Genomic DNA, 17,101 nt, shown 5'->3' with positions numbered 1-17,101 from the left:
GGGTCAGCCCCGGGTGAGCCATTCGGTCGTGACGTCGCCGAGGACCGAGCGGACGGCGAGGACGGCGATCCCGAGGGTGAGGACGGGCATCACCACGAAGCGCTCCACCTTGCCGTCCGTCCTCGGGACGACGGGGACGACGGTGCGCCACGGCAGCGGCCACAACACCGGGCATCCCCTCGGGGTCAGGCAGTCGCCCGCGACGTGCGCCAGGCATCCGAGCGTGACCGCGAACCCCACGAAGCTCATGTCGATCTTGTGCATGAGCCAGACCGCGATGAGGGCGAGCGCGCAGTCGGCCAGCGCCGACTGCGGTTCCTTGCCCTCGAAGTCCAGGCCGACGCCGCGCAGCCCCAGGCCGACGATCATGAACAGGCAGGCCCACCAGGCGTAGACGTAGTGGGTGGCGAGGACGTCCATCGTCCAGCCGATGCCCACGGCGAACAGGATCGAGTGGGTCGCCTGCCGGTGCCCGCCCGAGATCTTCCCGATCCATTTGCACATGTGGCCGGTGATGGGACCGAACGTGTTGGCGATGCGGCCGTTGTGGTGGTCGATGTCGGGCAGGAGCGCCGCTCCCGCGCACACCACGGCACCCGCCGCGACCTGCTCCACCGACAGCGACACCGCGTAGTCGCCGAGCAGCCGCTCCTGCGCGAGCACCGGCACGGCCGCCAGCCACACCAGCGCGCCGCTGAGGGCGTGCGTCTTGCCCATCATCGTGCCGTTCCCCCGCCTTTCAGCGCGTCCGCCGCCCGGTTCCAGAGCGGGACTCTAGCCCGCTACTGATCGTTTTCAGCGGCGACGCGCCGAACCGGGCGCTACGTCCGTTTGGATGCGGGAAACCCTGCCCCGGTTCCGCTTCCGGCGGCGTGACGATCCCGGGCCCGTGACGGCGGTTTCGACGTTCTCCTCGGCCCACTGGGTGATGGCCCCGATCGGGGTTCGCAGGAAGCGGCCCGAGGGCGTCGGACGCCGACGGCGACAGCGGCATGAGCGCCGAGGACGACGCCGTCCGCCTACTGGATCACCACAGGTCAGGAGGGGACGAGGCGCCAGGCGCCCGACTCCTCGCCCGGCTCGTACGCGGAGTCCAGGCGCTTGGCGACGACGCCCGGCAGGCCCTGCTCGCCCGCCGCGGCGCGGACGGCGTCGCCGTCGCCGGGGAACCAGGGGGCCGTCTGCCACCGCGGCCCCGACAGGCCGAGGTCGTCGAGCCTCTCCCGCCGCTCCCGGTACGGGACCTCCAGCAGCGGCCGCCCGTCCAGATGCAGCACGTCGTAGATCATGTAGGTTTCGCGGCCGTCGAGGACGGCCAGCTCACCGTCCAGCACCGCGGGCCGGGCGCCCAGTGCGGCACCCAGCCGGGAGCCCAGCCCGCCGGGGCCGTCGACGGGGCGGCCCCGGTCGTCGGTGAACCGGGTCCGGCCGCCCTCGACGTAGGCGGCCATCCGCCTGCCCCCCCACGCGAACTCGAACCCCCACGCGTCCTGGTCGCGCGGCAGCCGGGCCTTCTCCACCGGACGCATGGGCCGCAGCGACTCCGGGAGCGGCTCGGCGTCCGGGTCCGCGGGCGGGTCCATCCGGTGGATCATCCAGTTCCTGCCGCGCGTCCGGAACAGCACGTAGCGGCCGGAGACCCGCGAGCCGTGGATGACGACCTTCACCTCGCGTTCGGACCACTTCTCCGTCTCGTACGTCCCGCGGTCCCAGAGGATCACCTTGCCGCCGCCGTACTCCTCCTTCGGGATCTCGCCCTCGAACGTGGCGTACTCCAGCGGATGGTCCTCGGTGTGCACGGCGAGGTGGTTGGTCTGCGGGCTCCACGGCAGGCCCTTCGGGACGGCCCACGAGACCAGCACCCCGTCGCGTTCGAACCGCAGGTCCCAGTGCAGGCTGCTCGCGTGGTGCTCCTGGACGACGAACGTGTCGTCGTCGCCGTGCGGCAGCGCCTTCTCCTCGGGAACGGGTTCCGGTGTCCGCTTCGCGTCGCGCTTGCCCCGGTACTCCGCCAGCCGGTCGTCGTTCTTCCGCTTCTTAGGGGTCACGCCCGTTCCGTACCCGAGATCAGCGTATGAAGACGGCGTAGTCGGCGACCTCGCCGGTGAGGGACGGCGGCAGGCCGGCCACCGCGGACAGCTCCTCCGCGGACATGAACCCGCCCGTCTCGGCCCGCACCCGCTCGATCTTCGCCGCGAGGTCCGGGGTGATGCCCGGCAGCAGCGTCAGCGCCTCCGCCGGGGCGTGGTTGACGTCGATCAGCCCGCCGTCGTTGTACTGGCGCGGCAGGTCGGGACGCCCGATCCGCAGCTCCTTGGCGAGGCCGGCGTCGGACGCGGCCAGCTCCCGCGCCTTGTCCCGCAGCAGCCGCTGCCGCTTGACCCGCTCCACGACGGCCTCGTTGTCGACCGCCGACAGCCCGTGCGGGTCGAACACGCGGCGGCGGATGATGAACGCGTGCGCGCAGCCCACCACCGCGAGGACGAACAGCAGCACGCCGACCGTGCGTTCGGTGCCGTCGTCCTCGCCCATGCCGGGCAGCAGGTACAGCATCACCCCGAACACGCCGAGGTAGGCGGCCGTGGACACCAGCAGATGCAGGCTGCGACGCCACAGCGCCGCCGCCGCGAACGTGAACGGCGTGGCGTAGCCGAGGGTCAGGAACGGCAGCGCCGCCCACGTCACGCTCAGCGCCGCGCGCCCCGGCGACATGCTGTCGGACGGAACCCGCGGCTCGTACGGCGCTGGGGCGTTCATCTCTAGAGAGTCTCCCGGCCGGATAAGGGGGCGAATCGGACTCTAGATCAAGAGGTTCGTCACGGCAGGGTGAGGATTTCGTGGCCGTCCCCGGTCACCAGCAGGGTGTGCTCGAACTGGGCGGTGCGCTTGCGGTCCTTGGTGACGACCGTCCAGCCGTCCTTCCAGATGTCGTACTCGTGGGTGCCGAGCGTCAGCATCGGCTCGATCGTGAACGTCATCCCCGGCTCGATGATCGTCGTGGCGCTCGGGTCGTCGTAGTGCGGGACGACCAGGCCGGAGTGGAACGTCGTGCCGATCCCGTGGCCGGTGAAGTCGCGCACGACCCCGTACCCGAACCGCTTGGCGTAGGACTCGATGACCCGCCCGATCACGTTCAGCGCCCGTCCCGGCTTGACCGCGCGGATGCCCCGCATGGCCGCCTCGTGGGTGCGTTCCACCAGCAGCCGCGACTCCTCGTCCACGTCGCCGCACAGGAACGTCGCGTCGGTGTCGCCGTGGACGCCGTCGATGAACGCGGTGATGTCGACGTTGACGATGTCGCCGTCGCGCAGGACGGTGTCGTCCGGGATGCCGTGGCAGATCACCTCGTTGACCGAGGTGCACAGCGACTTGGGGAAGCCGCGGTAGCCGAGCGTGGACGGGTAGGCGCCGTGGTCGAGCATGAACTCGTGCCCGATGACGTCCAGCTCGTCGGTCGTGATGCCCGGCCGGACGTGCCTGCCGACCTCCTGCAGCGCCTGCGCGGCGATCTTCCCCGCCACCCGCATCCTCTCGATGATCTCGGGCGTCTTGACGTCGGGCTCACCGGTCTTGGGGCGCTTCTTCCCCACGTACTCCGGGCGCGGAATGCTCGCTGGGACCTTGCGCATGGGGGAAACGGTTCCGGGCCGGAGTAGCTGGGTCGTCATAGTGATGGAGTGTAGTCAGCGGGATCGCGGCAACGAATCCCATGCCGAGCGCACATTCGAGAGGAGCGCCGATGGCCGGTGACGACGGTGACTGGTGGTTCTGCCTGAAGCACATGAAGGTCGAGCACGGGCCCGGCTGCCCCGGAAAGGACCGGATGGGGCCGTACGAGTCCGAGAGCGCCGCGGCGGCCGCCCTCACCCTGGCGCGCGAACGCAACGAGACATGGCGGAAGCAGAACGGAGAAGACTAGCCGAACAGTCGACCACGGGGTCAGTCGACCACGGGGTCAGTCGACCACTGGGTCAGTCGACCACGGGGTCAGTCGACCACTGGGCCCGACACCGTGTCGAGCAGCCTGGCGAGGCGGCGCCGGAGCCCGCGGGGACTCCTCGCGGGCTCCTCGCCGGCCGCCGCGCTCACGAGGTGCTGGGCGCCGTCGAACGACAGGAGCGCCTCCCGCGGCGGGACGGTCAGCGCCTCATGGGCGAGGCTCTGGAGCTCGCGGTCACCGCCCTCCAGCGCGAGGACGGTCGCGCCCGTGCGGCGCGCGTCGTCCACCCGCTCCAGCAGCGGGACGGGCGCGTCCTCCTCGGCGACGACGAAGAGCGTCTCGCCGCGCCGTGCCGCCTCCAGCCGTTCCAGGCCGATCTTCAGGTGCGCGGGCGCGTCCGCCGGCGGCTTCCAGCGCACCAGCGTGGGGGCCAGGCCGGGGACGTCGCCGAGGCGGCTCTCGTCGTCCAGGTGGGCCGCCAGATGCCACGGGTCGCCGTCGGGCGTGCCGACCAGCAGCAGCCCGCCCGGCGTCCGGGACGTGACCCGCAGCGCGCGGCCGAACTCCCGGGTGCGCTCCAGCCAGCCCGTGGCCGACAGCACTTCGCGCAACATGCTGATCTGCTCGGCGTCCACGCGGACCATGGTGCCGTACCGGACGGCCCGCACAGGGAGTTTTCCGTGATGCGCGGGCCCAGGGCGCGGCGCCGGGGAGCCCGCCTGGCAGACTCGGCCGCATGACTGAGCAGCAGCAGAAGACGCCCTATGACCTCCCCGACGTGAGCGGCCTGTCGATCGGCATCCTCGGCGGCACCGGGGACCAGGGCAAGGGCCTCGCGCGCCGGTTCGCGCTCGCAGGTCACCGGGTGACGATCGGGTCGCGGAAGGCCGAGCGGGCCCAGGAGGCCGCCGACGACCTCGCCGGCGAGCACGACGGCCTCTCCGTGTCCGGTGCCGAGAACCCGGTCGCCGCCGGACGGTCCGACATCGTGATCGTCGCGGTGCCGTGGGAGGGACACAAGGCCACGCTGGAGTCGCTGCGCGACGACCTGGCGGGCAGGGTCGTCGTCGACTGCGTGAACCCGATCGGCTTCGAGAAGGGCAAGGGCGCGTTCGCGCTGCCCGTCGAGGAGGGCAGCGCCGCCGAGCAGGCCGCCGCCGTCCTGACCGGCAGCCGCGTCGTCGCCGCCTTCCACCACGTCTCGGCGAAGCTGCTGCTCGACCCCGGGGTGGGCGAGATGGAACTGGACGTGCTCGTCCTCGGCAACGACCGGGAGGCGACCGACCTCGTCCAGGCCCTGGCCGGCCGGATTCCCGGCATGCGCGGCGTCTACGGCGGCAGGCTGCACAACGCCGGCCAGATCGAGGCGTTCACCGCCAACCTCATCTCGATCAACCGCCGCTACAAGGCGCACGCGGGGCTGCGCATCACCGACGTCTGATCGCCCGACCCGGTACGGTGCCGATGGTGAACGATCCTGAGGTGGCGAAAGGGCCCCTCGTCCTGCTGCCCTCGGTGAGGACGGGGCCGCTGCGCGCCGTCGGCAAGCGGGTCGGCTTCGCTCTGCTGCTGCTCTTCGCCGCGGTGGCCGCCGTGTACGCCGACCGCGACGGGTACGGCGACGCCCGGGACGGGACGGTGTCGCTGCTGGACGCCTTCTACTACGCCACGGTGACCATGTCGACCACCGGCTACGGTGACATCTCGCCGGTCAGCGACGCCGCCCGGCTCGTCAACATCCTCTTCATCACGCCCGTGCGGGTGCTGTTCCTCATCGTCCTCGTGGGCACGACCCTCGAGGTACTGGCGGAACGAACCCGCGACGACTGGCGCAAGGCCCGCTGGAGGACACGCGTGCGCGACCACATCGTGGTGGCCGGCTACGGCACGAAGGGCCGCAGCGCCATCAAGACCCTGCTCAGCACCGGCGTGAGCCGCGAGTCGATCGTCGTCGTGGACCCGGACCCGCGCGTGGTGGCCGAGGCGGCGGAGGCCGGGTTCGTCGGCATCGTCGGGGACGCCACCCGCAGCTCGGTGCTGAAACAGGCGGCGGTGGAGCGGGCCCGGGAGATCGTGGTCGCCAGCGCCCGCGACGACACGGCCGTGCTGGTCACCCTGACGGCGCGGCAGCTCAACCCGCACGCCGGCATCCAGGCGTCGGTGCGCGAGTCCGAGAACGTCCCGCTGCTGCGGCAGTCCGGCGCCGACCACGTGGTGACGTCCTCGGAGGCGGCCGGGCGGCTGCTCGGCGTGTCCACCAGCCACCCGAACGTCAGCCAGGTCATCGAGGATCTGCTCGACCAGGGCAGCGGGCTCGACATGGCGGAGCGCGAGGTCCACCCGGGCGAGGTCGGCGGGCCGCTCGGGGCGGTGTACGAGCCGGGACTCGCGGTGGTCCGCGACGGCCGGATACTGCCGTTCGACCACCCCGGATGCGAGGCCCTCCAACCCGGCGACCGGCTGATCGTGGTGCGCTCCCGACGCCGGCGGGCGTCGCCCGAGGCGCGCGAGGCCGAGGCGCGCGACGACGGCCGCCACGAGAACGGTTGACGACGCGGGGGAGCGGTCCACCGCGCGCGACGGCCGGACCGGCGAGGTCGCCCGCCCCGGCCCGGATCGATGAACACGGCCCCGCCGCCGTGGCGGGCGGCGGGGCCGTGTGCGGCCGGGAATCTAGTGGTAGCTGTGCTCGGGCGCCGGGTAGGCGCCGCTCACGACCTCTTCCGCGTAGCTGCGCGCGGCCTCGCTGAGCAGGCCGTTCATGTCGGCGAACTTCTTGACGAACTTCGCGGTGTGCGGGGTGAGCCCGGCCATGTCCTGCCAGACGAGGACCTGCGCGTCGGTCTGGTTGCCGCCGCCGATGCCGATCGTCGGGATGGACAGGGACGAGGTGACGCGGGCGGCGAGGTCCTCGGGGACGCATTCGAGCACGACCGAGAACGCGCCGGCCGCTTCGAGGGCCTTCGCGTCCGCCATCAGCTCGTCGCCGTCCTGGCCGCGGCCCTGCACCCGGTAGCCGCCGAAGACGTTCACCGACTGCGGGGTGAGGCCGAGGTGGCCCATCACCGGGATGCCCGCGGCGACCATCGCCTCGGCCTGCGGGATGATCCGCCGGCCGCCCTCGAGCTTGACCGCGTGCGCGCCGGTCTCCTTGAGGAACCGGGTGGCGGCCGACAGCGCCTCGGGGACGCCCGTCTGGTACGAGCCGAACGGCAGGTCGGCGACGACCATGGCGCGCTTGGAGCCCCGGACGACGGCCGCGGTGAGCGGGATCAGGTCGTCCACGGTGACGGGGATGGTGGAGTCGTAGCCGTACACGACCATCGCGGCGGAGTCGCCGACGAGCAGCACGGGGATGCCGGCCTCGTCGAAGATCCGCGCGGTGAGCGCGTCGTAGGCGGTGAGCATCGGCCACTTCTCGTGCCGCTCCTTGGCGGCCGCGATGTCGCGTACGGTGACCCTCCGCCCGCTCGTGCCGCCGTAGAGTGCGGCCGGCTGCGCTGGGGGTGCGACAGAAGAAGACATGCGAGAACCTCCGGTCTTGAGGCGCCACGGTGGCGTACCCAGACGGAACCGATCGTGCCACTTCGAAAACGATTCGGGTAGTCCCCGCCATTCCCGATTCGTGACGTCCCCCACACGTCCCCCGCCCGGGAATGAATTCCGAAACGGTGCCGTTGCGTATCTACATGGACTCCCCCACGATCCAGCGGCGCCGCTGGTCCATCCTCGGCGTGCTGACCATGAGCCTGCTGGTGGTGGTGCTCGACAACACCATCCTCAACGTCGCGCTGAAGACCATCGCCGACCCCGTCAAGGGCCTCGGCGCGACGCAGAGCGAGCTCGAATGGTCCATCAACTCCTACACGCTGGTGTTCGCGGGCCTCCTGTTCACCTTCGGCGTCATCGGCGACCGGCTCGGCCGCAAGCGGGTGCTGATCGGCGGGATGGCGGTGTTCGCGCTCGCCTCACTGGTGTCGGCGTACGCGCAGACCCCGGACCAGCTCATCTACGCCCGTGCGCTGATGGGCCTCGGCGGGGCCGCGATCATGCCGCAGACGCTGTCGATCATCACCAACGTCTTCGAGCCGCACGAGCGCGCCCGCGCCATCGGCATCTGGGCCGGCGCAGTCGGCCTCGCCATCGCCATCGGCCCGCTCACCGGCGGCCTGCTGCTCGCCCACTTCTGGTGGGGCTCGGTCTTCCTCGTCAACGTGCCGGTCATCGCGGCCGGCATCGCGCTGATGGTCTTCCTGGTGCCCGACTCGCGCAACCCGAAGCCCGGCCGGCTCGACCCGCTCGGCGTGCTGCTGTCGGTCGTCGGCCTGGTCGTCCTTTCCTACGGCATCATCCGCGGCGGCGAGACGGGGGACTGGCTGGGGCCGCCCGTGCTCGGCCCGATCCTCGCGGGCTTCGCCGTCCTCGCGCTGTTCGTCGTGCACGAGGCCCGCAGCGACTCCCCGGCCTTCGACGTCCGGCTGTTCAAGGACCCGCGGCTGTCGGCCGCCGTCGCGTCCATCGCGCTGTGCTTCTTCGCGGCGTCCGGCGTGTTCTTCTTCGCCAACTTCTACATGCAGTCGGTGCGCGGCATGGCGCCGCTGGCGGCGGGCGCGATGCTGCTGCCGTTCGCGGCGGCCCAGCTCATCTTCTCCGCGCGCAGCGCCCTCATGGTCCGCCGCTTCGGCGCCAAGGCCGTCTGCACGACCGGGATGCTGCTGGTCGCCTCCGCGCTGGCGAGCTACCGGTTCATCGGCACCGACACCCCCATGTGGATCCTCGGCGTGATCTTCTTCGTGCAGGGCGCCGGGATGGCCAACGTGATGGCGCCCGCGACCGAGTCGGTCATGTCCGCGCTGCCCCGCGAGAAGGCGGGCGCCGGATCGGCCATCAACAACGTCGCCCGGCAGGTCGCGGTCGCGATGGGCGTCGCGGTGCTCGGCTCCGTCGTCGCGTCCGTCTACCGCCGCGACCTGCACGGCGACCTCGCCGCGCTGCCCGCCGGCGTGCGGGAGGCCGCCGCCGAGTCCATCGAGGGGGCGCACGGCGTCGCCGCCCAGATGGGCGCCGCCGGGCAGGGCCTCGTCGAACCCGCCAACGCCGCGTTCGTGCACGCCATGCACACCGCGTCCGCCGCCGCCGCCGTCATCGCCTTCCTCGGCGCCCTCGTCGTCTACAAGTGGATGCCGGGACGTGCCGCGGCCGCCCCCGCGCCCGCGCCCCCCGCGCCCGCCGCGGAGCCGGACGCGCCGCGGCGGCCGGAGAAGGCCGGCGTGTGACGGCCATGACCAAGGGCACCCGGGCGCCGGGACGGCCCCGCAGCGAACGGGCCGAGAAGGCCATCATCGAGGCGACCCTCGACCTGCTCGCCAGGGAGTCGGGGGTGGCGGGCGTGTCCATCGAGGCGGTCGCCGCCCGCGCCGGCGTCGGCAAGACCACCATCTACCGGCGCTGGCCCAGCAAGGAGGCGCTGATCGTGGACGCGCTGGGCTCGGCGAAGGCCCCGCTGCCCGAGCCGTCCGGCGCGTCCGTCCGGGAGGACCTCACCGAGATCGCCCGAGCGCTCGCCGCCGAACGGGGACGCCGGCACTCCCGGTGCTTCTGGAACGTCGTCGGCGGCGCGGAGAAACACCCCGAGCTGTACGCCCGCTACAAGCAGACCATCATCGAGCCGCGGCGCGCGATCGTCCGCGAAGTGCTGCGGCGCGGCGTCGCCGAAGGGGAACTGCGCGCCGACCTCGACGTGGAGGTCGCGATGTCGATGCTCGTCGGCTCCCTGACGCCCAGGAGGCTGCGGGAGCCGGTCCCGGACGGCTACGCCGACGCCGTCGTCGACACCCTCTTGAAGGGGATCGGGGCCGTCCGGGACTGATATGGGGGCAAATGCCGAATGGTTTTCAGCGTGGTAAGCGTGATCTTCTCCCCTCGAAACGGTGTCATGCCCCATACTGTCGCTGGGTAGTGCGAAGACGACCGGCTGTCTGGAGCGCGTCAGGTGAGATCAGTGATGGCGCCGCGAGGCGATGCGCCCGCCACCGATTCCGCGTCCCGGACCCTTGTCCTGGGCATCGACGGTTCCCGGCGGATCGTGCAGTGCGGGCCGAACGCCCGGGCCGTCCTCGGCCGCGCCCCCGAGGACCTGATCGGCCGTCCCGCCACCGACCTGGTGGGAGACGAGGCGAAGGCCGAGCTGGAGGCCCTGCTCGAAGCCAACGACGTCGGCCAGGAACGCAACGGCGTGATGACCGTGCTGCGCGGCGACGGCACGTCCGCCGACGCCGTGGTGACCGCGCAGCCGATGATCGGCGACGCGGGCTCGGCGCCCTCCGCGCTGCTGTACGTCCGGGTCGCGCTGCCGCCGAGCGAGCGCTACCAGGACCCGGCCCTCATGCGCCGCGCGCTGATGGACGACCAGGTCACCCGGTTCGGCGCGTCCCTCGACCTCGACCAGTCCGCCCGCGGCCTCGTCGAGGTCGTCGTCCCGCACTACTGCAACGTCGCCTCGGTGCTGGTGCTGGAGAGCCTGGTCGCCGCCGACGAGGTGCACAGCGAGTCCGGCTCCGCCGTGCTGCGCCGCATCGCCGTCACCTCCGACGACGGCAACGCGGCGTGGACGTCCACGTTCCCGGTCGGCGAGGTGCTCGTCTTCCCCGAGGGCACCCCGTACCGCCAGGTCATGGAGACGGCCCGTCCCGTCCACCTGCCGAACATCGACCTGGGCTTCGCGTCCGAGATCGCCCGGCTGTGGCGGCGCGGCCCGGTGGGCGAACTGCTGTCGGACGTGTCGATGGTGCTGCTGCCGATGATCGCCCGCGACACCCTGCTCGGGTTCATCGCCTGCACCCGCGTCCCGGGGTTCCGCAAGTTCGACGCCTACGACGTCGAGATCGGCATGGAGTTCGCCGCCCGCGCCGCGATCGTCATCGACAACGCCCGGCTGTTCAGCCGCGAACGCGCCACCGCGCTCGCGCTCCAGCGCAGCCTGCTGCCGAACCGGCTCTCGGCGCCGTCGTCGGTCGAGGTCAGGCACCGCTACCTGCCCGGCAGCAAGCTCGTCGAGGTCGGCGGCGACTGGTACGAGTCGATCGCGCTGCCCGGCGCCCGCGTCGCCCTCATCGTCGGCGACGTCGCCGGGCACGGGGTCCGCGCCGCCGTCACCATGGGACGGCTGCGCACCGCGCTCCACACGCTCGCCAACCTGGAACTGCCGCCCGCCGACGCGCTGCACGTCATGCACGAGCTGATGATCGAGCTGGGCGAGCAGGAACCGCACTTCGCCACCTGCGTGTACGCCGTGTACGACGCGACCAGCGGCACCATCGAGATCGCCTCGGCCGGGCACCTGCCGCCGCTGCTGGCCGGACCCGCCGGCGACAACGAGTACCTGCAGGTCCCGCCCGCCCCGCCGCTCGGCGTCGCCGGCGGCGCCGCCATCGAGAGCCGCGAGTTCACCGTCGAGGACGGCAGCCTCTTCGTCATCTACACCGACGGCCTCGTCGAGAACCGCGGCCGCGACATCGACGACGGCCTCGCCCGCCTCCAGAAGATCTTCGGCCCGGACTCCGTCGACCGCCCGATGGAGGACCTCGCCAAGGCCACCCTCGCCGGCGTCTACGGCGACCAGCACCGCGACGACATCGCCGTCCTCATCGCCCGCCTGCGCCGCCTCCCCGAGGACCGCCACGCCTCCTGGACCCTCCCCGCAGACCCGGCCGCCGTCCGCCGCGCCCGCGGCCTCGTCCGCACCCGCCTGGAGGAGTGGGGCCTGGAGGAGCTGGAGTACACCACCGAGCTCCTGGCCTCCGAGCTGATCACCAACGCGCTGCGGTACGCGCCCGGCCCGATCGAGCTGCGCCTCCTGCTGGAACGCACCCTCGTCTGCGAGGTCCTGGACCGGTCCGCCGCCCTGCCCCGCCTGCGCCGCGCCGAGGACGACGACGAGAACGGCCGCGGCCTCCTGGTCGTCAGCCAGCTCGCGCACCGCTGGGGCACCCGCCGCACCGCCGCCGGCAAGGTCGTCTGGTGCGAGCAGATCGTCCCCGGCGTCGACCCCGACGCCTCCGAACAGGTCTCCGGCTGGCCCGGCGAAACCTGGCCCGGCGAGAACCACCACCGCGAGTAGGCGTCACGACCCCTGCAGGCGGCGCAGCAGGTCGCCGAACCGTATCCAGGCGTCCGGGTCGTCGTCCCCGAACGGGTACCACATGCCGGGCTCGCCGGGGTCGCCGATCGGCCGCCCGCCGGAACGCGCGGCCGGCGCCCGCCCGATCTCCGCGACGCCCGCCGGCCCGACCGCCAGCCCGAGCGGGGAGGGGCCTGGAGTCGTTGATGGTGCGGGAGTCCCGGCCATGGGACGACCGGGCGATGGGCGAGCTGGTCCTGCGGCTGATCGACGCCGCGCGCGAACACGTGGACGCCTGATGGAGGTTCCGGCGGCTGCGAAGCGGCGCGGGGTTCAGGGCTTGGCGGCGGCTACCGCTCGCGCCAGCGGTTGGTGATGGGGAGGCGGCGGTCGCGGCCGAAATTCTTCGGGGTGATCTTGGGTCCGGGCGGGTACTGGCGGCGCTTGTACTCGGCGATGTCGACCATGCGGATGACGCGGTCGACGAGGGCGGGGTCGTGGCCTGCGGAGACCAGGGCGTCGCGTCCCATGTCGCGCTCGACGTAGTCGGTCAGCACCGGGTCGAGTGCGGTGTACTCGGGGAGGCTGTCGACGTCGCGCTGGCCGGGGCGCAGTTCGGCGGACGGTTCCTTCTTGATGACGGCCTCGGGGATGGGCTCGTCGGCGAACGGGTGCAGGAACGGCAGGTCGACTCCGGCCTGCGCGTTGCGCCAGCGGGCGAGGTCCCACACGGTGAGCTTGAAGACGTCCTTGATGGGGGCGAAGCCGCCGGCGGAGTCGCCGTAGAGGGTGGAGTACCCGGTGGCGAGTTCGCTCTTGTTGCCGCCGGTCAGGACGAGGTGGCCGTGCTCGTTCGACAGGCCCATCCAGATGTTGGCGCGGATGCGGGCCTGGAGGTTCTCGGCGGCGAGGCCGTGCAGGTCGAGCTGCTCCTCGAACGCCTCGACCATGCCGGCGATGGGGACGATGCGGGAGTTGACGCCCTGCCGTTTGACGAGGTCCTCGGCGTCGACGACCGAACCCTCGGAGGAGTGCCGGCTCGGCAGCAGGATGGCGTGCACGTTCTCCGGGCCGATGGCGTCCGAGGCGATGGTGGCGACGAGGGCGGAGTCGATGCCGCCGGACAGGCCGAGGACGACGGAGCGGAACCCGTTCTTGCGGACGTAGTCGCGGGTGCCGAGGACGAGCGCCGCGTACACCTCGGCGAGGTCGTCCAGCGGCTCCGCGATGGTCTGCGGCTCGACCGGATAGGCCGGCAGGGTGGCGGTGGACAGGACGTGCCGGTCGATGGTGATCGTGGTGCCGTCCAGGGCGTCCACCGGGGTGCGGTCCGGCCGGGCGGAGGTGGTGGCGGCGGGCAGCGCGAGGTCGGCGATGAGCAGGTGCTCGACGAACTGGGGGGCGCGGGCGAGGAGCGACCCGTCGGCGCCGACGATGACGGAGTCGCCGTCGAAGACCAGCTCGTCCTGGCCGCCGACCATGTTGACGTAGGCGAGGGCGCAGCCGGCCTCGCGGGCGCGGCGGGCGCACAGGTCGAGGCGGGCGTCGTCCTTGTCGCGCTCGTACGGCGAGGCGTTGATCGCGAGCAGCAGCCCGGCGCCCGAGGCGGAGGTTACGCTGACGGGGCCGCCGTCCTGCCAGAGGTCCTCGCAGACGGCGGTGGCGACGTCGACGCCGTGGACGCGGACGACGGGCAGCCGGTCGCCGCGCACGAAGATGCGGTACTCGTCGAACACGCCGTAGTTGGGGAGATGGTGCTTGGCCGAGCGCGCCAGGACCTTCCCGCCGTGCAGCCACGCGGCTGCGTTGAGCGGTGCCCCGGCGGGCTGCCCGGACCGGACGAGCCCGACCGGCCGGCGGTCGAGGTGGCCGGTGACGACGGGTACGTCGCCGAGGCCCTCGTCGGCGAGCCTGCGGGCGAGGCGGTCGAGGGCCCGCTGGGACGCCTCGACGAAGGACGCGCGCAGCGCGAGGTCCTCCACCGGGTATCCGGTCAGCATCATCTCGGGGAAGGCGACCAGGTGCGCGTTCGCGCCCGCGGCGCGCCGGACCCAGTCGACGATCTTGTCGGCGTTGCCGTCGAGGTCGCCGACGGTCGAGTTCACCTGCGCGAGCGCGATCCTGAGCTGTGCCACGGTCCAAGGATAAGTCCTCCGATCCGGTTTCGTCACTGTGACGAAAAGGGGGAGTCGAGCGCGTCCGCTCGCCGCCGCCTGATCGCCGGCCCGAGGCCAGCCCGCGCGGCCGCCGCGACGAACGCGGTCCCGAGCCGGTTGAGCAGCATGCCCGCCCACAGCGTCCGGACGCCGGCGGGCGACGCGCTCGCCGGGCGTCAGCGCAGCGAGGCGAGGGCGTCCAGGCGGAGCGGGCCGGGTGCGGTGCCCGCCTCGTAGCGGCCCGACTCGGCCAGCCAGTCGACGTGGGCGCGCGGCGTGTCCAGCAGCACCTTGACGACCTGGGCGGCGGCGGCGCGCTGGGCGACGGTGAGCTCCAGCCGGTCGAGCATCTCGGGGAGCCGGCGCGCCGCCGTCCAGGCGTCCTCGACACGGTCGGCGATCCGGTCGGCGACCGCGGCCGCGGCCTGCGCCGGGTCCAGTCCGTGCGCCCTGGTGAGGACGGCGGCCAGGTCGTGGACGTCGCCGCGGGCCGACTCCAGATCATGGGAGGCGAGGTCGTTGGACCAGGCCACGATGTCGGCGACGCTGTGGGCGAGCGTCTTCCACCGCGGAGTGCGCAGCAGCCGCGCGGGAAGCTCGATGCCGAGGACGGGCTCGATCAGGTCGTACAGGAACGGCCCGCACGCCCGGCGGCGAAGCGGCGCGTACTCCGCCTCCGTCGGGACGTGCCGGATGCGCCGGTTGACCGACTCCTCGGCGCAGCCGTCCCGGTGCGCCTCCAGCTGCAGCATGAACCGGCGGCGCCAGTCGCGGCTCATGCCCTTGGACGTGGCGTGCCACAGCTCCACCAGCGCCGACTCCAGCGGCCGCGCCCCCGGCCGGGCGTGGCCGCGCCGCATCGCGCGCAGCAGGTCGTCGTACAGCCCGTGGACGGCGCTGCCGCTGTCGGCGAGCGGCGGATGGTCCATCGTGTCGTCCAGGGCGAGCGACCACGTCAGCCAGCGGGCGAACAGCTCCACGGCGGTCAGGTCGGCGGTGGGGAAGACGCGGGCGGCGAGCCGCTCGCAGCGGGCCCGGCCGAGCGGCGAGGTGTCCGGATCTCCGAGCACCAGCCCCCGGCCGCGTGCCCAGGTCTCCACCTGCGCGCACAGCTGCCACGACTCCGGATGCATGGCCGACGGGGTGGCCAGCGCGGGCACCCGGTCGGTCATCGAGAGAAGAAGAGAGATGTCCACGACCCCGTCCACGCTAATGATCACTGGGTACGGCGAGCATGATCGCCACGTCAATTTTCGGGAAACGGATATGCGGGACCGTCATGGGCGTGCCCCGCCCGCCGTCCGGGACCGGGGAGGCCGGGTGGTCGGATATGTTCCGTTCAGCGGCACCGGGCGCGTAACGTCGCGGTAACAGCGGCCGGGCATACTTCAAGGTAGCCGGACCGGCTATCGCGGCCGGCATGCGTCGCCCGGCCCCGTCATCGGCAGGGACGTACCGAGGGAGAAGGCTTTGGACCGTCAGCAGGAGTTCGTGCTCCGCACGCTGGAGGAGCGCGACATCCGCTTCATCCGGCTGTGGTTCACCGACGTTCTCGGGTTCCTGAAGTCCGTGGCCGTCGCCCCGGCCGAGCTGGAGGGCGCCTTCGGCGAGGGCATCGGGTTCGACGGGTCGGCGATCGAGGGCTTCGCGCGGGTGTACGAGGCCGACATGATCGCCAAGCCGGACCCGTCCACGTTCCAGGTGCTGCCCTGGCGGTCGGAGTCGCCGGGCGTCGGCCGGATGTTCTGCGACATCCTCATGCCGGACGGGACGCCGAGCTTCGCCGACCCCCGCTACGTCCTGAAGCGGGCGCTGTCGCGGGCCGCCGACCTCGGGTTCACCTTCTACACCCACCCCGAGATCGAGTTCTTCCTCCTCAACGACAAGCCGGAGGACGGCCGCGAGCCCGAGCCCGCGGACTCCGGCGGCTACTTCGACCACACGCCGCACAGCGCCGCGCACGACTTCCGCCGCAACGCGATCATGATGCTGGAGGCGATGGGCATCTCGGTGGAGTACAGCCACCACGAGGGCGCCCCGGGCCAGCAGGAGATCGACCTCCGGTACGCCGACGCGCTGACCACCGCCGACAACATCATGACGTTCCGGCTGGTGATGAAGGAGGTCGCGCTGGAGCAGGGCGTCCACGCGTCCTTCATGCCGAAGCCGTTCACCGAGCACCCCGGCTCGGGCATGCACACCCACATGTCGCTGTTCGAGGGCGACCGCAACGCCTTCTACGAGCCGGGCGCGGAGTTCAAGCTGTCCAAGGTCGGGCGGGCGTTCATCGCCGGGCTGCTGCGGCACTCCGCGGAGATCACCGCGGTGTGCAACCAGTGGGTCAACTCCTACAAGCGGCTGTGGGGCAATGTCGGCTCCGCCGCCGGCGCGGGCGGAGAGGCCCCGTCCTACATCTGCTGGGGGCACAACAACCGGTCCGCGCTCGTGCGCGTCCCGATGTACAAGCCGCACAAGGGCCACTCGACCCGCATCGAGTTCCGGTCGCTGGACACTGCCGCGAACCCGTACCTGGCGTTCGCGGCGATCCTCGGCGCCGGGCTGAAGGGCATCGAAGAGGGCTACGAGCTGCCGCCGGGCGCGGAGGACGACGTGTGGGCGCTCACCGTGGCCGAGCGGCGCGCCCTCGGCATCGAGCCGCTCCCGCAGGACCTGGACGACGCCATCCACGCGATGGAGCGCAGCGAGCTGATGGCCGACGTCCTCGGCGAGCACGTGTTCGACTTCTTCCTGCGCAACAAGCGCCAGGAATGGGAGGACTACCGGCGCCAGGTGACCGAGTTCGAGCGCAAGCGGCTGTTGGCGGTCCTCTGACCGTCCTCCAGCCCCCGCCCACCGCCATTCAAGGGACGAGCTCCGCTCGAGGCC

The 17,101-nt window shown here is 72.2% G+C and carries 16 protein-coding genes; 7 read left to right on the top strand and 9 right to left on the bottom strand.

Annotated elements, in window-relative coordinates; translation table 11 throughout:
• Window positions 1–3: 3 nt before the first annotated feature.
• From ACTWPP_RS18555 to map, 4 genes are all read right to left on the bottom strand, one after another.
• Window positions 4–720 carry a metal-dependent hydrolase gene (locus tag ACTWPP_RS18555; protein ID WP_443105521.1) on the bottom strand — a complete coding sequence of 239 codons (717 nt, stop codon included), beginning with the start codon at window positions 718–720 and terminating at the stop codon, window positions 4–6.
• Window positions 721–1,037: 317 nt separating this feature from the next.
• Window positions 1,038–2,048: a DNA polymerase ligase N-terminal domain-containing protein gene (locus ACTWPP_RS18550; RefSeq protein WP_443105520.1), complete on the bottom strand. Its 1,011-nt coding sequence runs from the start codon at window positions 2,046–2,048 to the stop codon at window positions 1,038–1,040.
• A gap of 19 nt (window positions 2,049–2,067) precedes the next feature.
• Entirely contained in the window at window positions 2,068–2,757 is a 690-nt protein-coding gene (locus ACTWPP_RS18545; RefSeq protein ID WP_443105519.1) for a ComEA family DNA-binding protein, read from the bottom strand.
• A 59-nt stretch (window positions 2,758–2,816) separates the two neighbouring features.
• Window positions 2,817–3,668, bottom strand: coding sequence for a type I methionyl aminopeptidase (gene map, locus ACTWPP_RS18540; RefSeq protein ID WP_443105518.1), 852 nt, complete (start codon window positions 3,666–3,668; stop codon window positions 2,817–2,819).
• Window positions 3,669–3,739: 71 nt separating this feature from the next.
• On the opposite strand from map, the gene ACTWPP_RS18535 reads away from it, so the two are divergent.
• Window positions 3,740–3,919, top strand: a complete 180-nt coding sequence (locus tag ACTWPP_RS18535) for a hypothetical protein (RefSeq protein WP_443105517.1) — start codon at window positions 3,740–3,742, stop codon at window positions 3,917–3,919.
• Window positions 3,920–3,987: 68 nt separating this feature from the next.
• On the opposite strand, the gene ACTWPP_RS18530 is transcribed toward ACTWPP_RS18535, so the two are convergent.
• Window positions 3,988–4,584, bottom strand: a complete 597-nt coding sequence (locus tag ACTWPP_RS18530; RefSeq protein WP_443105585.1) for a hypothetical protein — start codon at window positions 4,582–4,584, stop codon at window positions 3,988–3,990.
• A 92-nt stretch (window positions 4,585–4,676) separates the two neighbouring features.
• On the opposite strand from ACTWPP_RS18530, the gene npdG reads away from it, so the two are divergent.
• The gene (npdG, locus tag ACTWPP_RS18525; protein ID WP_443105516.1) at window positions 4,677–5,381 is read left to right on the top strand and encodes an NADPH-dependent F420 reductase; all 705 of its coding nucleotides are present in this window, start codon (window positions 4,677–4,679) and stop codon (window positions 5,379–5,381) included.
• A gap of 26 nt (window positions 5,382–5,407) precedes the next feature.
• Complete coding sequence (locus ACTWPP_RS18520) at window positions 5,408–6,490, top strand: potassium channel family protein (RefSeq protein WP_443105515.1); 1,083 nt, start codon at window positions 5,408–5,410, stop codon at window positions 6,488–6,490.
• Window positions 6,491–6,613: 123 nt separating this feature from the next.
• On the opposite strand, the gene panB is transcribed toward ACTWPP_RS18520, so the two are convergent.
• The gene (gene panB, locus ACTWPP_RS18515) at window positions 6,614–7,465 is read right to left on the bottom strand and encodes a 3-methyl-2-oxobutanoate hydroxymethyltransferase (RefSeq protein ID WP_443105514.1); all 852 of its coding nucleotides are present in this window, start codon (window positions 7,463–7,465) and stop codon (window positions 6,614–6,616) included.
• A gap of 164 nt (window positions 7,466–7,629) precedes the next feature.
• Here panB and ACTWPP_RS18510 point away from each other — a divergent pair, with 164 nt between their 5' ends.
• The 3 genes from ACTWPP_RS18510 (at window position 7,630) to ACTWPP_RS18500 (ending at window position 12,059) form a co-directional block, all read left to right on the top strand.
• The gene (locus tag ACTWPP_RS18510) at window positions 7,630–9,216 is read left to right on the top strand and encodes an MFS transporter (protein WP_443105513.1); all 1,587 of its coding nucleotides are present in this window, start codon (window positions 7,630–7,632) and stop codon (window positions 9,214–9,216) included.
• Window positions 9,217–9,221: 5 nt separating this feature from the next.
• Window positions 9,222–9,809 carry a TetR/AcrR family transcriptional regulator gene (locus tag ACTWPP_RS18505; RefSeq protein ID WP_443105584.1) on the top strand — a complete coding sequence of 196 codons (588 nt, stop codon included), beginning with the start codon at window positions 9,222–9,224 and terminating at the stop codon, window positions 9,807–9,809.
• Between the two features lie 135 nt (window positions 9,810–9,944).
• Window positions 9,945–12,059 (top strand): SpoIIE family protein phosphatase, encoded by a 2,115-nt coding sequence (locus ACTWPP_RS18500; protein ID WP_443105512.1) that lies wholly within the window; start codon window positions 9,945–9,947, stop codon window positions 12,057–12,059.
• A 3-nt stretch (window positions 12,060–12,062) separates the two neighbouring features.
• Here the strand turns inward: ACTWPP_RS18500 and ACTWPP_RS18495 are convergent, their stop codons facing one another.
• From ACTWPP_RS18495 to ACTWPP_RS18485, 3 genes are all read right to left on the bottom strand, one after another.
• Window positions 12,063–12,287 (bottom strand): DUF6177 family protein, encoded by a 225-nt coding sequence (locus ACTWPP_RS18495; protein ID WP_443105511.1) that lies wholly within the window; start codon window positions 12,285–12,287, stop codon window positions 12,063–12,065.
• 122 nt (window positions 12,288–12,409) lie between these two features.
• Window positions 12,410–14,194: an NAD+ synthase gene (locus ACTWPP_RS18490; RefSeq protein WP_443105510.1), complete on the bottom strand. Its 1,785-nt coding sequence runs from the start codon at window positions 14,192–14,194 to the stop codon at window positions 12,410–12,412.
• Between the two features lie 197 nt (window positions 14,195–14,391).
• On the bottom strand, window positions 14,392–15,387 hold the full coding sequence (locus ACTWPP_RS18485) for a terpene synthase family protein (RefSeq protein ID WP_443105509.1): 996 nt from the start codon (window positions 15,385–15,387) through the stop codon (window positions 14,392–14,394).
• Between the two features lie 298 nt (window positions 15,388–15,685).
• Between ACTWPP_RS18485 and ACTWPP_RS18480 the strand changes: the two genes are divergently transcribed.
• The gene (locus tag ACTWPP_RS18480; protein WP_358450230.1) at window positions 15,686–17,047 is read left to right on the top strand and encodes a glutamine synthetase family protein; all 1,362 of its coding nucleotides are present in this window, start codon (window positions 15,686–15,688) and stop codon (window positions 17,045–17,047) included.
• Window positions 17,048–17,101 lie beyond the last annotated feature (54 nt).

This window comes from Actinomadura sp. 3N407 (genome assembly GCF_052245875.1).
In the GTDB taxonomy this organism is placed as follows: domain Bacteria; phylum Actinomycetota; class Actinomycetes; order Streptosporangiales; family Streptosporangiaceae; genus Spirillospora.
The sequence above is the reverse complement of the archived record's forward strand: the minus strand, read 5'-3'. Positions and strand labels throughout refer to the sequence as shown.

Excerpts from the sequence above, each read along its gene's own strand:
- npdG (WP_443105516.1), top strand. The coding sequence starts at position 4,677 with ATGACTGAGCAGCAGCAGAAGACGCCCTATGACCTCCCCGACGTGAGC.
- ACTWPP_RS18510 (WP_443105513.1), top strand. The coding sequence starts at position 7,630 with ATGGACTCCCCCACGATCCAGCGGCGCCGCTGGTCCATCCTCGGCGTG.
- map (WP_443105518.1), bottom strand. The coding sequence starts at position 3,668 with ATGACGACCCAGCTACTCCGGCCCGGAACCGTTTCCCCCATGCGCAAG.
- ACTWPP_RS18505 (WP_443105584.1), top strand. The coding sequence starts at position 9,222 with ATGACCAAGGGCACCCGGGCGCCGGGACGGCCCCGCAGCGAACGGGCC.
- ACTWPP_RS18545 (WP_443105519.1), bottom strand. The coding sequence starts at position 2,757 with ATGAACGCCCCAGCGCCGTACGAGCCGCGGGTTCCGTCCGACAGCATG.
- ACTWPP_RS18535 (WP_443105517.1), top strand. The coding sequence starts at position 3,740 with ATGGCCGGTGACGACGGTGACTGGTGGTTCTGCCTGAAGCACATGAAG.
- ACTWPP_RS18555 (WP_443105521.1), bottom strand. The coding sequence starts at position 720 with ATGATGGGCAAGACGCACGCCCTCAGCGGCGCGCTGGTGTGGCTGGCG.
- panB (WP_443105514.1), bottom strand. The coding sequence starts at position 7,465 with ATGTCTTCTTCTGTCGCACCCCCAGCGCAGCCGGCCGCACTCTACGGC.
- ACTWPP_RS18485 (WP_443105509.1), bottom strand. The coding sequence starts at position 15,387 with ATGACCGACCGGGTGCCCGCGCTGGCCACCCCGTCGGCCATGCATCCG.
- ACTWPP_RS18500 (WP_443105512.1), top strand. The coding sequence starts at position 9,945 with ATGGCGCCGCGAGGCGATGCGCCCGCCACCGATTCCGCGTCCCGGACC.
- ACTWPP_RS18495 (WP_443105511.1), bottom strand. The coding sequence starts at position 12,287 with ATGGCCGGGACTCCCGCACCATCAACGACTCCAGGCCCCTCCCCGCTC.
- ACTWPP_RS18530 (WP_443105585.1), bottom strand. The coding sequence starts at position 4,584 with ATGGTCCGCGTGGACGCCGAGCAGATCAGCATGTTGCGCGAAGTGCTG.